We start from the raw sequence: 12,823 nt of genomic DNA on the forward strand, positions 1-12,823 counted from the left end.
AATCCTGGCTTTTTTATATCTGGTTGGGAAGTTTTTTATCAATTGACCAGATAATCCTCCACAAATCGAATCAAATCTTGGCCATGCAAATTCTTGGCCAACACCTTACCTTCTTTGTCCAATAAAAAGTTGGCTGGAATTGTACGCAGTCGTAACGAGTCCATTACCGGATTTTGATCACCTTCCAGATGTGACGCATGAAGCCATCGATATGCACCATCGCGTTCTATGGCATTCTCCCAAGCCGATTTGCTGCTTTCCAAACCATAGGCGACTATCTGAAAACCTCGATCATTATAATTTTCCCATAGCGGCACCAAAACATTTCGATTCTCCACTCTGCAGGGTGCGCACCACGACGCCCAAACATCCAATAACAGCAGTTCCCTCCCTTTTCCAATTTCCGAAAGGAAAAGATGCTCCCCGGTTTGCATGGGCAACTGTATATCTGGAAGCGTATCGCCCAAGAGTACCGGCAACTTATCCCTGTCAGCCAATGACTCCAATTGGTTGACCCACGGATGTGTTGGGTGTATTTGGTGCCATTTTTTGGATTGTGCGTATATGCGTTCGGCAATCCGTTCATAATTTCCTTCCGGACTCGCCCATCGAAGGGCCATTAGGGCCGGCAACAAGTGCTCTGTAGCATCCGCAAAATCAATCAACTTCCCTTGATACGCTTTTAGGTTTTTCTCTCGCTCCAATAGTCCCTCATCGGATTCATCTAGGCTATTTTCCGTTTCAAAGTGATGTTTAAAAGCCTCCAAACGCAGATCCCTCAACTTCAACATTGCTGCATTGGCAGGTGATGGATTCGAAATGGAGAAGCTCGATTGAAAATTTGCCATTTCAGCATCAACACTTAAAGAGGTACCTGGCTCATATACCAACGGAAAATAATTGTCCGTAGCCGGATTTTCATTTACCAATCTGTTGGCATATCGCTCGCCCTTCTGCTGCACTACGAGAAACAGCAAGGTGCTATCCTTAATGGGAAGTGCTTCGGTGAACCTAAAACTACCGTCTTTGGATACCGCTGCAGAATCCAATATTTGTCCCACAAAACTTTGGGCAGCATCACTGAATTTTTCGGGCTGTACCAAGTAAATTTTGGGACTCCAGTCTTCCGTTTGGGATAATTTGAGGCTTCCCGACAACCAAGCTTCCTTGGAACAGGATTGCATCATCAGCAAAAAAATGAGTGTGGTTTTCAACAGTTTTTTCATACCGATAAAAATAACTATTTCTCCAGATGCCATCCGAGGGGTAGCCTTTCAAAAATTAAATTAGGGAATAAACCGAGCACAATTTTAAAAATCAATAGTTATTAAATAATCCTTATTACGACCAAGTTAGCATTCAACGTAAACCAATAAGCACATGACAACAAAATCTATTTTGAGCTTGGTACTGCGACTTGTTCCAGCCATAATTCTGCTACAAACCCTTTATTTTAAGTTTTCCGCTGCCCCAGAATCCGTTTTTATCTTTGAACAATTAGGTTTGGAACCTTGGGGACGCATAGGTCTGGGCGTCGCGGAATTGATCATTGCCATACTGATTCTTGTGCCGAGAACGACTTGGCTAGGTGCCCTATTGGGTATAGGTATTATGGCCGGAGCCATATTCTCCCATGTAACGCAGTTGGGGGTGGTAGTTCAAAATGACGGAGGCACTTTATTTATATTGGCCTTGGTCACTTTAATTTTCTGTATGGTACTGGCATGGGTCAATAGAAAGCAGATTCCCTACGTGAACAAATAATAGGATTACAAGCGTAATGAACCTAAAGCGGTGTATCTTGCTGCCATGGATTGTTTCAGCATGGCCAGCACCTCTCTGTACCGGGTTATAGCAAGCATCATACTGCTGCAAAGTATTTTCTGGCATAGTCTAACTGCCCAAGAGGACACACTTGCCATTGTAAATTATTCGGACAAGATTATTATCAAGGCCAATCTGGACACCAAAACCGACTTCTATTCTTATGAAAACAGGCAATCAAATAATCGAATCAGCATTCAACCCAATAATCGCTATCGGCTTTTTCTTTCTTTGGATTATGAGTTTATAGGGTTTAGTGTGGGTTTTGTGCCCAAGTTCCTTGGTGCCAATAGCGATGAAAACTTAAAAGGGGAATCATCTTTTACGGATTATAAGTTTCGTTTTTTTCTGGGCAGATGGGTCCAAGCCATCTCTTACAGCAAGATTTCCGGCTACTATGTGAGCAATACCGGGGATTTTATACCTAGCTGGAACGAGGGTACCGACCCCTACCTCCAATTCAATGATTTAGCGACCCAGCAATTTGGAATGTCAACATCCTACGTATTCAATCCCAATTTCTCCTATCGGAACATTGTGTATCAAAATGAGTGGCAACGGATCAGTAGTGGAAGTTTGGTCGGTTCTATAATTTACGACTACAACATTTTTGATTTGAACGATATCTCCCTAGTCAACCGGGAAAAGTTTTTTAATGTAAGAATAGCCCCGGCATATTACTATACTTTTGTGTTTCATGACAACTGGTTCGTCTCGGCCAATTTGTCCCCCTCCCTTGGATTGCGATTTTCCAAAGCGGAGTCAGGAACAGGCAATCCTATAAGTACAGAGCGTAATACCTACCTTACCCGACGGCTGGAAGGCGGTCTTAATTTAGGATATAGCTCCAAAAGGATAATCTATGGGATAAATATCAATTTCAGTGCGGATTGGTACAACGAGGACAAGGTTTCCATTACAGAGAACGATCAATTTTATGGCTTGCTATACTTTGGCTATCGATTTGACCCACCAAAGGCCATCGATAAGATTTTTCACCCCGACCCATCAAAATAGTAAAGGGCCCTGCCTCTACGAGACTCCATTATACCTTATTAAACGATTTTTTAGTCACTATTTCAATTTTTGCGAACTCATGTTTTTTCGGATAAACGACATAAAATAGACGACCAATCACATTTTAAGCGCCATTCATCTGTTAAACACCTAAAAAATATTCGTTGAAATGCACTTTTTATCCGTTAAAAGTGAAAACCTATGAAAAATTCATAAGTATTCCGGCGGAATGTTTTTGATCTTTGTAATGTATTAACCCCCAAATCTATACATCATGACACGATCTACAATTTTCAGCCTACTTGTTTCAGGAATATTACTAGTCAGTCAAAACAGTACAGCGCAATCAGACCAAATCAACGAAGCTATGGAAGGAAGTGTTTCCACCATTGACGGTTATGTACCTTCCATGTCCATCACCAAAGATGGAAAAACAGCCTACTTTAGCAAAGGAACCTACGAAAAGCCACTTTACGGCGTGTTCTCCAAAAAAGAACTGGTGTACCACATTTATCGTGCGGAAAACATCAATGGCGAATGGACGAATATCACCCAATTGGAAGTTTGCCCAAAACACTACTCTGCCAAACATCCTACGGTTACTGGTGACGGAACACGCTTGTTCTTTGCCTCCAATATGAAAGGGACCTTTGGCAAATACGATATTTATGTGGCCGATATCGCTGCGGATGGCTCCGTGGGCGTATCCAAAAACCTTGGCCCAAAGGTGAACACCAAAGAGGATGAACTCTACCCTAGCATCTACAACGAAACCTTGTTGTTCTTTGCTTCCGAAGGAAGGGATGGCTTTGGCGGATTGGACCTTTACGCCTCCCAAGTGGTAAAGAACACCTTGACCACATCGGTAAACCTTGGTGCCCACATCAACACCAACAGCGATGAGTACGCCATTCAGTTGAGCCCTGAGAAAAAAATGGGTTTTGTGGTCTCCAATAGAGGTTTCAACAATACCGTATCACAATATACAGTGGCCTACGGACGTTCAAGTAATCGGGATCAGTACAATGATGTTGCTGATGGAGGTACAGGACTCCAAACTGCTATGAATGGGAATGCCTACGACTATGCGGACACCTCATTCCAAGACGAAGAATAATATTTGATTGCCAACAACTTTATTGAATCGGTCAATAAACCTGATTGTGTCTTATGATGTTTCATAGCCGAAATTCTGAAACACTCATGACAATGATAAGAAAGACAGGGGGAAACTGACAGACTATCATTAGAAAACGGGTTGTATTATTTCAATCTGACCGATTTACTTCAAGAATAGGATGCTGATGGGACGGCATCCTATTTTTTTATGCAATAATTTGAAAATCAATTTTTTGCGATACATCCAGTCTTATTTTTAGGCTTCCCAACACCTTTGATGACTTAATGAAAATGTGCATTTGAACGAAAATCACTACAAAAATTCCGCTCGATAGTTAAAAAATTCTAAATTCACTATCGAAATAATACAATCCCAAATCTATTAAGTCATGAACAGAAACTACAACACAAGGAAAAAAGGAGTCCCAAAACCTCTTTTCCATCTACTTTTTTAGAGGAAAACCTCAACTAAACATTTTTTTAGCGCTTGGCCCTTTTTGGGTCACACCCACTTTTGAAGAAAACCAAATTGGCTTTCCGGTAGATGCCCTTTGTTGCATCCCATTCGATTTCCATAGGTTTATCCCAACTTCAATAGCGGGAGAACGGACACTATTGTCCAAATCTTAACCTACAGCACACATGATGTAACAGTATGAATCCCCCAAATCTTTCTTATCATGAAAACAAATTCATTAAAAATTGCCATCATCGATAACGATGATACGCTAGGCGGCATTTACACCCAGTATTTTGAAGACAATGAGCAGTACGAGCTGCACGGAATCTACCCCTCCGTGCACACACTTTTGTCCAATTTTGGACGGTCTCACCCGGATATCATTATCTGCGAAGCTATGCTCAATGGTATATCGGGCATCGATGGGCTTGAATATTTTTATCGAAAAAACAAGCATCTAAAGGTGTTGATGATGAGCCGGAAAAACGACTTTAAGCTCATTAAGGAGGCTTTCACCAAAGGTGCCAGTGGCTACCTCATCAAACCCATCACCAAGGACAGGCTCTTCAATGCATTGGATGCGCTAGGCCAGCACGGTGTGGCTTTGGAGCTCGATGTGGCGAAAAAGATCATTGATTCGTTCCAGACCAAATCGTTCGAGATGTTCTCCAAAAAAGAAAACGAAATCGTGGAATTGCTCACACAGGGGTTTACCTACAAAATGATTGCCGACAAGCTTTTTGTAACACCCAGTGCCGTTAATTTTCATATCCAAAACATCTATGTAAAACTCAATGTGAACTCCAAGTCGGAAGCCTTGCGAAAGCTCAAGGAAATGGAAATGCAGCAGTTAAATGCGGCGTAGCCCATAATTACTACCAACAAAAAAACCCTGACGAAATCGTCAGGGTTTTTCTATTTATATAATACAATTGAATTACTTGACTTCTTCGAAGTCTATCCTTCGACTTTGCTCAGGACAGGCTACTTAACTTCTTCGAAGTCTACGTCTTCAACATTGTCACCTTCCGAAGCTCCGCCGCTTCCAGTGGTATCATTGGCACCAGCAGATGATGCTCCTGCTCCCCCTTGGGCTTCGGCCTGTGCTTTGTACATTTCTTCGGAAGCTACTTTCCATGCTTCGTTGATTTTTTCCAAAGCTGGCGTAATCACCGCTAGGTCCTTGCCTTCGTAAGCCTTCTTCAATTCTTCCAAAGCTTCTTCGATTGGCTTTTTCTTATCATCGGACAATTTATCGCCAAACTCGCTCAATTGCTTTTCGGTCTGGAAGATCATGGCGTCGGCCTCGTTCAACTTATCGGCAGTTTCCTTGGCTTTCTTATCCGCCTCGGCATTGGCTTCCGCTTCGGCTTTCATCTTCTTGATTTCCTCCTCGGTCAATCCAGAAGAAGCCTCGATTCGGATATCCTGTGACTTACCGGTAGCTTTGTCAGTAGCAGAAACCTTGATGATACCGTTGGCGTCAATATCGAAGGTCACTTCAATTTGAGGCGTACCTCTTGGCGCTGGTGGAATACCATCCAAGTGGAACCTACCGATTGTCTTGTTATCTGCCGCCATCGGGCGCTCTCCTTGCAATACGTGGATTTCAACCGAAGGTTGATTGTCCGCCGCTGTGGAGAATACCTGCGACTTCTTGGTCGGGATGGTCGTGTTCGCCTCAATCAACTTGGTGAACACGCTTCCCATGGTTTCGATACCCAATGAAAGTGGAGTAACGTCCAACAAGAGTACGTCTTTCACGTCACCTGTCAATACACCACCTTGGATTGCGGCACCAATGGCCACCACCTCATCTGGGTTTACCCCTTTGGATGGTTTTTTACCGAAGAATTTCTCAACCGCTTCCTGTACCGCGGGGATACGGGTAGAACCACCTACCAAGATAATCTCATCAATATCACTTTTGGAAAGTCCAGCGGACTTCAATGCTTTTTCACAAGGTTCGATTGTTCTTTTGACCAAATCGGCAATCAGTTGCTCAAATTTGGCTCTGGACAATGTTCGTACCAAGTGCTTGGGTCCTGAAGACGTTGCAGTTACATAAGGTAGGTTGATTTCTGTCTGCGCAGAAGAAGACAACTCAATTTTGGCTTTCTCCGCAGCTTCCCTCAAACGCTGAAGCGCCATAGGGTCTTCACGAAGGTCCATATCCTCATCTTTCTTGAACTCTTCGGCCAACCAATCAATAATTTTTTGGTCCACATCGTCACCTCCTAAGTGGGTATCACCATCAGTGGCCAATACTTCAAACACACCGTCACCCAATTCCAAAATGGAAACGTCGTGCGTACCACCACCAAAGTCGAACACCACTATTTTCTGGTCCGTGTCTTTCTTATCAAGTCCATATGCCAAAGATGCTGCCGTAGGCTCGTTAATGATTCGCTCCACGGTAAGACCAGCAATCTCGCCAGCCTCTTTGGTAGCTTGTCTTTGTGAATCGTTAAAGTAGGCCGGAACGGTAATCACCGCCCTGGTTACATCTTGTCCCAAATAATCCTCTGCGGTCTTCTTCATTTTTTGAAGGATCATTGCAGACAATTCCTGTGGGGTGTACAAACGACCATCGATATCCACCCTTGGGGTATCGTTTTCACCTTTGGTCACTTTATAAGGTACACGTTTAGCTTCCTTACTGGATTCTGAGTATTTATTACCCATAAATCGCTTGATGGAATAAATCGTTTTGTGCGGGTTGGTCACCGCTTGTCTTTTTGCAGGGTCACCGACCTTGATCTCCCCGCCTTCCACAAAGGCGATCATGGATGGAGTAGTTCGTTTTCCCTCGGCATTTGGAATTACCACGGGTTCGTTACCTTCCATTACAGAGACGCAGGAGTTGGTCGTACCTAAGTCTATACCTATAATCTTGCTCATCGTATCTAAAAGTTATATCTGTTTAAAATTCGTTTTCGTTTCGCTCTTTAAATGTCAATGATTATGCCATGCCAAAGAATATGACAAGCTGTCATATAATTGAGAAAAACCCACTAATTACGGCTCAAATTGAGAGTGTCCTAATTTTGGGCGGAAAAGTGATATAGATATTTAAATATTCACAATATTATCCCGTTTAGCTTCCTATATTTGAAACGGTAAATTCAATATATGGAGTGCATCAGTGTGTTTGATATGCTAAAAATAGGTGTAGGGCCGTCCAGCTCTCACACCTTGGGACCATGGCGTGCCGCCGAACGCTGGATTGGAGAGCTTGAAGAAGAAGGGCTTTTTGAAAAAGTCGAGTCCATCAAGGCCTATCTTTATGGTTCCCTATGCCTTACCGGAAAAGGTCATGCCACCGACGTCGCCGTGGTGATGGGCTTATTGGGAACCGACCCGGTTACCGTGGATATTGATAGTATTTCAGGAAGTATTGACAGGATAAAGTTAGAGAAGGAACTCGATTTTGGCGGAAAAAAACGGATTCCGTTCAGTTTTCAGGATGATATCGTATTTATCCGTGAATTTTTGCCTTTCCATGCCAACGGTATGCGCTTTGAAGCCAATTTGGCCGACGGAAGGACGGTTAGCGAAACCTATTACTCCATTGGTGGCGGTTTTGTGGTCAAAGAGGAGCGAATCCATGCCAAGGAGAATAAGGAAACCTTCAAAACCTTCCCCCATCCTGTGCGAACGGGCGACGAATTGCTGCAACATTGCAATGCGCAGAACAAATCCATCTCCCAGATTGTGATGGAAAACGAGCTCTCCCTGCGGACGGAAGAAGAAATCACCGAAGGGATTGCGAACATTTGGAACACCATGCTGGAGTCCATGTACATTGGTTGCCATACCGAAGGTAAACTCCCGGGGGGACTCAACGTAAAACGGCGTGCCTTTGAAATTCACCAAAAACTCAAAGGGGAAGTCCCCTACTCCAATCCACAGGAATGGTTGGAAAGTATTCGAGATACCGAGGTCAAGTTCAGACAAATCATCAAATGGGTGAGCTGCTTTGCACTGAGCGTTAACGAGGTGAATGCCTCTTTGGGCCGAGTGGTCACCGCACCCACCAACGGAAGCGCGGGGGTCATCCCAGCCGTGTTGATGTATTACATGGTCATTGAAAACCACGATGCCAATTTTGACGACGTAAAGCAATTCTTGTTGGTGGCCAGCGAGGTCGGGAGCATTTTTAAGAAGGGTGCCACCATTTCTGCCGCCATGGGTGGTTGCCAAGCAGAAATCGGAGTTTCCTCTGCCATGGCCGCTGCGGGCTTAACAGAGTTGATGGGCGGCACGCCCGAACAAGTGCTCATTGCTGCCGAAATTGCCATGGAACACCATTTGGGGCTCACCTGCGATCCTATCGGGGGCTTGGTGCAGGTCCCGTGCATAGAACGTAATGCCATGGGTGCCATAAAAGCCATTAATGCCGCAGAATTGGCCTTGGACACCGACCCAAAAGAGTGCAAGGTACCTTTGGACAAGGTCGTAAACACCATGTGGGAAACGGCAAAGGATATGAGTTCCAAATACAAGGAAACCTCCGAAGGAGGCTTGGCTGTGGGCGTATTCCTAAGCGATTGTTAATCCATACAACCTTCCTTGCCCCTAGTATCGATCAAGTAGATGATTTTCCATTCGCCATCAAAATTGATAAGCTGAAAGGAATTGATACCGCAATGGCTAAACTCACCGTTCAACCAAAACTCATACCCGACCCACGCATTGGCCATGGTCCTATCCACTTGTATGGAAAAGGAAGTGAGTTTTTCCTCAAACTTTGTGGTCTCGGGAATACCGACAATCGATTTCAAAAATTTTGAAAACTCCTCGGTTCTAAATTGGGTTTTACCCTCAGCGTTTCTTCCCGTGGTCTGCAATACGATCTCATTGGCCACGGTACTTTTAATAATGGTGGAATCTTGCTTGTGGAAGCCTTCAAAAAAGGTTTCGATGACTTGCTTTACTCGATTTTTCTCTTCTTCATTTGATGGATTTGGCCCTTGGGCATATCCGAAGGCAATGAATGCTAGCAATACGGCAAAAGTGAACAGTTTTCTCATTTGATTAGTCTTTTGATTGAGGCCTAAATTAAACAAATCTGCTTACTTTTAGCCATCAAACAGAATTACCATGTCAACAGCTAAAAAAGAATATAAAAGGGTTACGGTAAAATCGTTGGTGGATATGAAAAAGCGTGGTGAAAAAATCAGCATGCTTACCTCCTACGATTATTCCATGGCAAAAATTGTGGATGGCGCCCATGTGGATGCCATTTTGGTGGGGGATTCCGCCAGTAATGTCATGGCAGGCCACGAAACCACACTGCCCATCACCCTCGACCAGATGATCTATCATGCCACTTCGGTGGTGCGAGCAGCCAAAAGGGCCCTCGTTGTGGTCGATATTCCTTTTGGCAGTTATCAAGGTGATTCCAAGGAAGCGTTGCGCTCGGCCATACGAATCATGAAGGAAAGCGGTGCCCATGCTGTGAAAGTGGAAGGTGGCGAAGAGATAAAAGTGTCCATAAGTCGTATTTTGGAAGCGGGAATCCCGGTAATGGGCCACTTGGGACTTACACCACAATCCATCTATAAATTTGGCACCTATACGGTTCGTGCCAAAGAAGAGGAAGAGGCCGAAAAACTCAAAGCAGATGCCAAATTATTGGAAGAACTGGGCTGTTTTGCCATTGTTCTGGAAAAAATTCCGGCCAAATTGGCCAAAGAGGTAGCAGATAGTGTATCCATTCCCATTATTGGCATCGGTGCCGGCAACCAAGTGGACGGACAAGTACTGGTGGTGCACGATATGTTGGGCATGACCCATGAGTTTCACCCAAGATTTTTGAGAAGGTACCTCAATCTATATGATGAAATGACCCAAGCCGTGTCCCAATATGTGCAGGATGTGAAAAGTCGGGATTTCCCGAATGATGAGGAGTCGTATTAAATGCATAATCAAACCGTCAGTTCGAGTTTTTTCAGAAGGAAAAAGTATCGAGAACCAGGTTTGCATTAACAAAGCTTCTTTTCTCGATACAATTTTTTGATCTTCGGTTCAAAAAATCACTCGAAATGACAAATTTCTCATCAAATTGATTTTCAAGCTCAAGTTAGCCCTAAAGTGAAATCCAAAAACCAAAAATCCGAAGCATCAAAAAGGTCCACCCCTTCCAATCTTCAAGTCCTCTTTGAAGACAATCACCTCATTGTGGTCAACAAACGAGTGGGCGATATTGTTCAGGGGGACAAAACAGGTGACGACCCTTTGAGCGAGGTCGTAAAACAGTATTTGAAAGAGAAGTACAACAAGCCCGGCAATGTGTATTTGGGTGTGGTGCATCGTTTGGACCGGCCTACTTCGGGCATTGTGCTATTTGCCAAAACTTCCAAAGCCCTACCAAGGCTGAACAAGATGTTCGCCGAAGGAGACACCAAAAAAATGTATTGGGCCGTGGTCAAAAACCCACCCCCTAAAGAAAGCGACACCCTAACACATTGGTTGGTCCGTAATCCAAAGCAGAATAAATCCTATGCCCACAACAAGGAGGTTCCCAATAGCAAAAAGGCGGTTTTGGACTACAAACTCATAAAAAAATTGGATAGCTATTATCTTTTGGAAATTGACCTAAAAACGGGCAGACACCACCAAATCCGGGCGCAATTGGCCGCCATTGGCTGCGTTATCAAAGGGGATTTAAAATACGGTGCGGACCGCAGCAACAAAGACGGCGGGATTCACCTGCACGCTAGAAGCCTTGTAATCGTTCATCCTGTGCAAAAAGAGCCTGTCGCGTTTTTGGCCGCCCCTCCTGAAGATCCTATTTGGAACGCCTGTATCAGCGAGTAAGTGCCAATGCCTTTTCCCTGATGATTTCAGAAACCGGTTTGTTCTGCAAATGACTTTCCAACCATGAAAGGATGTCCAGATACAAGAATGCCCGCTTTTCGTACGGATGGTTTTCGTATTTCTTAAGCTCGTTGTACAATTTCTGGAACTCCCCTTTTAGATCGGTGGGGTAGATATCGCCAAGATTTCGTAAAAATTTGATCATTTCTTTCTGCACCTCGTGCAAGTCGTTCATTTTCAACAGGAACTTGTAGGTACTTTTCAACTGCACTTCTAAATGGTAGTCCATACCAGCTTCGTAATGCGCCACCAAGCTCAATACCCTGGCAAAACACATCAGGTCTTCACGCATTTTCAACTTTTTGTTGGAAATGATTTTCTTGAGATACGAAATACAGTTTTTATTGTCCCCGTTGCCAAAATACAAACAGGCAATCTTGTAATAGAGGAGCATAACATGGTGCTCATCAATCTGCTGGCGATGTTTTTTGATGCCGTACTCGATAATGTTCACCAAATAAATCCCCTTGTCAAAAGTGCCTTCCAAAAAATGAAGGTTCAGTTTATTGGTGTTGATGTACAAAAAGGCCAGCGAACTGATGTTATCGTTTTTAGGGAACTTGTCATCGTTTACCTGTGCTTCCAATCGTTCCAAAGTTTCCCTAAACTGTGATGCATATTTCACAAAAAACAATGATTCCAGCAGGTAATGGTTCCCTTTCAAAAAGAAAACCGGGTTCAAAGGAATCATATGTTCGTTTTCGTAGAAGAGGTCCACCCATTTACTGGCGTATTTATAGGCTGACAAAAAGTCCTGAATCAACAAGCTGTACCATAAGTGCGCCTTGTACAACCATAATTTTTCACGAAAGCCTAGGTCTTCTATATTGTATTTGGGCAAATGCTCGTCAAAATAGGTTTTTACGTTTTGCAAATCCTCATCGCTGCGCACGTAGCCCACTTTTAGCATCATTCCGTACAATTGTAGGGAAAGATTGGAGAGTTTGCTCGTCATTACATTTTGTGCGGACAACTGCTTGGCCTCCCTGGCCAACTCGTCCGCCCTATCTGGAATACTTCGTGTAATGTATTGTGTTTCGATGATTTTCTCCAACTCCACAATTTCGTAGGCCACGTTCTTTTCCTCGTTCTCAATGGCGAAGCTTTTGGCCTTCTCCAAAATTTTCAAGCTTTGCTTGTAGAGTCCCTTTTGATATAGGATGGTGGCAAAGTCCAACTGTTCCCGAATCTGAATACGCACATTTTGGTTCACCGGGTTTAGACGCAAACTCACCAAAATCTGCTTGTATAAATGGGCTTTTAGGTTGGAAAGTTGTGATTTTTTGACAATCCCGCTATCCAAGATCTGTCGCTCATCATACCGCCGCATTTTGTCCAGTAGATTGAATAGCGCCAAAAACTTGGCATCCGTATTCACACCCAATCGGCCAACATAGAGCTTAAATTGGCGTTTTTCGGACTTGGAAAGCGATTTCACCAGCACAAACAAAGCATCCTTATGGGCATTTGTCATCGTAAAAAATAATGTTTAAGCAATTGTTTTTCAGTTATTTAGTTGAG

11 protein-coding genes are annotated in these 12,823 nt (G+C 43.7%); 7 read left to right on the forward strand and 4 right to left on the reverse strand.

The window, feature by feature from the left end; genetic code table 11:
• Positions 1-38: 38 nt before the first annotated feature.
• On the reverse strand, positions 39-1,226 hold the full coding sequence (locus ABNE31_RS12315) for a TlpA disulfide reductase family protein (protein ID WP_349351349.1): 1,188 nt from the start codon (positions 1,224-1,226) through the stop codon (positions 39-41).
• 154 nt (positions 1,227-1,380) lie between these two features.
• Here ABNE31_RS12315 and ABNE31_RS12320 point away from each other — a divergent pair, with 154 nt between their 5' ends.
• From ABNE31_RS12320 to ABNE31_RS12335, 4 genes are all read left to right on the forward strand, one after another.
• Positions 1,381-1,764: a DoxX family protein gene (locus ABNE31_RS12320; protein ID WP_179383864.1), complete on the forward strand. Its 384-nt coding sequence runs from the start codon at positions 1,381-1,383 to the stop codon at positions 1,762-1,764.
• Positions 1,765-1,824: 60 nt separating this feature from the next.
• Positions 1,825-2,841 carry a DUF4421 family protein gene (locus ABNE31_RS12325; protein ID WP_349351350.1) on the forward strand — a complete coding sequence of 339 codons (1,017 nt, stop codon included), beginning with the start codon at positions 1,825-1,827 and terminating at the stop codon, positions 2,839-2,841.
• A gap of 274 nt (positions 2,842-3,115) precedes the next feature.
• Complete coding sequence (locus ABNE31_RS12330) at positions 3,116-3,958, forward strand: hypothetical protein (RefSeq protein ID WP_349351351.1); 843 nt, start codon at positions 3,116-3,118, stop codon at positions 3,956-3,958.
• Between the two features lie 682 nt (positions 3,959-4,640).
• Positions 4,641-5,285, forward strand: coding sequence for a response regulator transcription factor (locus ABNE31_RS12335; protein WP_349351352.1), 645 nt, complete (start codon positions 4,641-4,643; stop codon positions 5,283-5,285).
• 119 nt (positions 5,286-5,404) lie between these two features.
• Here the strand turns inward: ABNE31_RS12335 and dnaK are convergent, their stop codons facing one another.
• Entirely contained in the window at positions 5,405-7,321 is a 1,917-nt protein-coding gene (gene dnaK / locus ABNE31_RS12340; protein ID WP_349351353.1) for a molecular chaperone DnaK, read from the reverse strand.
• 231 nt (positions 7,322-7,552) lie between these two features.
• On the opposite strand from dnaK, the gene ABNE31_RS12345 reads away from it, so the two are divergent.
• A complete protein-coding gene (locus ABNE31_RS12345; RefSeq protein ID WP_349351354.1) occupies positions 7,553-8,977 on the forward strand; it encodes an L-serine ammonia-lyase in 1,425 nt (474 codons plus the stop codon).
• Here the strand turns inward: ABNE31_RS12345 and ABNE31_RS12350 are convergent.
• Complete coding sequence (locus tag ABNE31_RS12350) at positions 8,974-9,453, reverse strand: nuclear transport factor 2 family protein (protein WP_349351355.1); 480 nt, start codon at positions 9,451-9,453, stop codon at positions 8,974-8,976. The genes ABNE31_RS12345 and ABNE31_RS12350 overlap by 4 nt on opposite strands.
• 70 nt (positions 9,454-9,523) lie before the next feature.
• Between ABNE31_RS12350 and panB the strand changes: the two genes are divergently transcribed.
• Positions 9,524-10,342, forward strand: coding sequence for a 3-methyl-2-oxobutanoate hydroxymethyltransferase (gene panB / locus ABNE31_RS12355; protein WP_179383873.1), 819 nt, complete (start codon positions 9,524-9,526; stop codon positions 10,340-10,342).
• Positions 10,343-10,516: 174 nt separating this feature from the next.
• Positions 10,517-11,242 (forward strand): RNA pseudouridine synthase, encoded by a 726-nt coding sequence (locus tag ABNE31_RS12360; RefSeq protein ID WP_349351356.1) that lies wholly within the window; start codon positions 10,517-10,519, stop codon positions 11,240-11,242.
• On the opposite strand, the gene ABNE31_RS12365 is transcribed toward ABNE31_RS12360, so the two are convergent.
• Positions 11,232-12,776: a hypothetical protein gene (locus ABNE31_RS12365; protein WP_349351357.1), complete on the reverse strand. Its 1,545-nt coding sequence runs from the start codon at positions 12,774-12,776 to the stop codon at positions 11,232-11,234. The two genes, ABNE31_RS12360 and ABNE31_RS12365, sit on opposite strands and share 11 nt — an antisense overlap.
• Positions 12,777-12,823: the final 47 nt, after the last annotated feature.

This window comes from Flagellimonas sp. MMG031, from assembly GCF_040112705.1.
In the GTDB taxonomy this organism is placed as follows: domain Bacteria; phylum Bacteroidota; class Bacteroidia; order Flavobacteriales; family Flavobacteriaceae; genus Flagellimonas.

Coding starts and splice junctions, on each gene's coding strand:
- ABNE31_RS12320 (WP_179383864.1), top strand. CDS start 1,381: ATGACAACAAAATCTATTTTGAGCTTGGTACTGCGACTTGTTCCAGCC.
- ABNE31_RS12365 (WP_349351357.1), bottom strand. CDS start 12,776: ATGACAAATGCCCATAAGGATGCTTTGTTTGTGCTGGTGAAATCGCTT.
- ABNE31_RS12335 (WP_349351352.1), top strand. CDS start 4,641: ATGAAAACAAATTCATTAAAAATTGCCATCATCGATAACGATGATACG.
- ABNE31_RS12315 (WP_349351349.1), bottom strand. CDS start 1,226: ATGAAAAAACTGTTGAAAACCACACTCATTTTTTTGCTGATGATGCAA.
- ABNE31_RS12350 (WP_349351355.1), bottom strand. CDS start 9,453: ATGAGAAAACTGTTCACTTTTGCCGTATTGCTAGCATTCATTGCCTTC.
- panB (WP_179383873.1), top strand. CDS start 9,524: ATGTCAACAGCTAAAAAAGAATATAAAAGGGTTACGGTAAAATCGTTG.
- ABNE31_RS12345 (WP_349351354.1), top strand. CDS start 7,553: ATGGAGTGCATCAGTGTGTTTGATATGCTAAAAATAGGTGTAGGGCCG.
- ABNE31_RS12330 (WP_349351351.1), top strand. CDS start 3,116: ATGACACGATCTACAATTTTCAGCCTACTTGTTTCAGGAATATTACTA.
- dnaK (WP_349351353.1), bottom strand. CDS start 7,321: ATGAGCAAGATTATAGGTATAGACTTAGGTACGACCAACTCCTGCGTC.
- ABNE31_RS12325 (WP_349351350.1), top strand. CDS start 1,825: ATGGCCAGCACCTCTCTGTACCGGGTTATAGCAAGCATCATACTGCTG.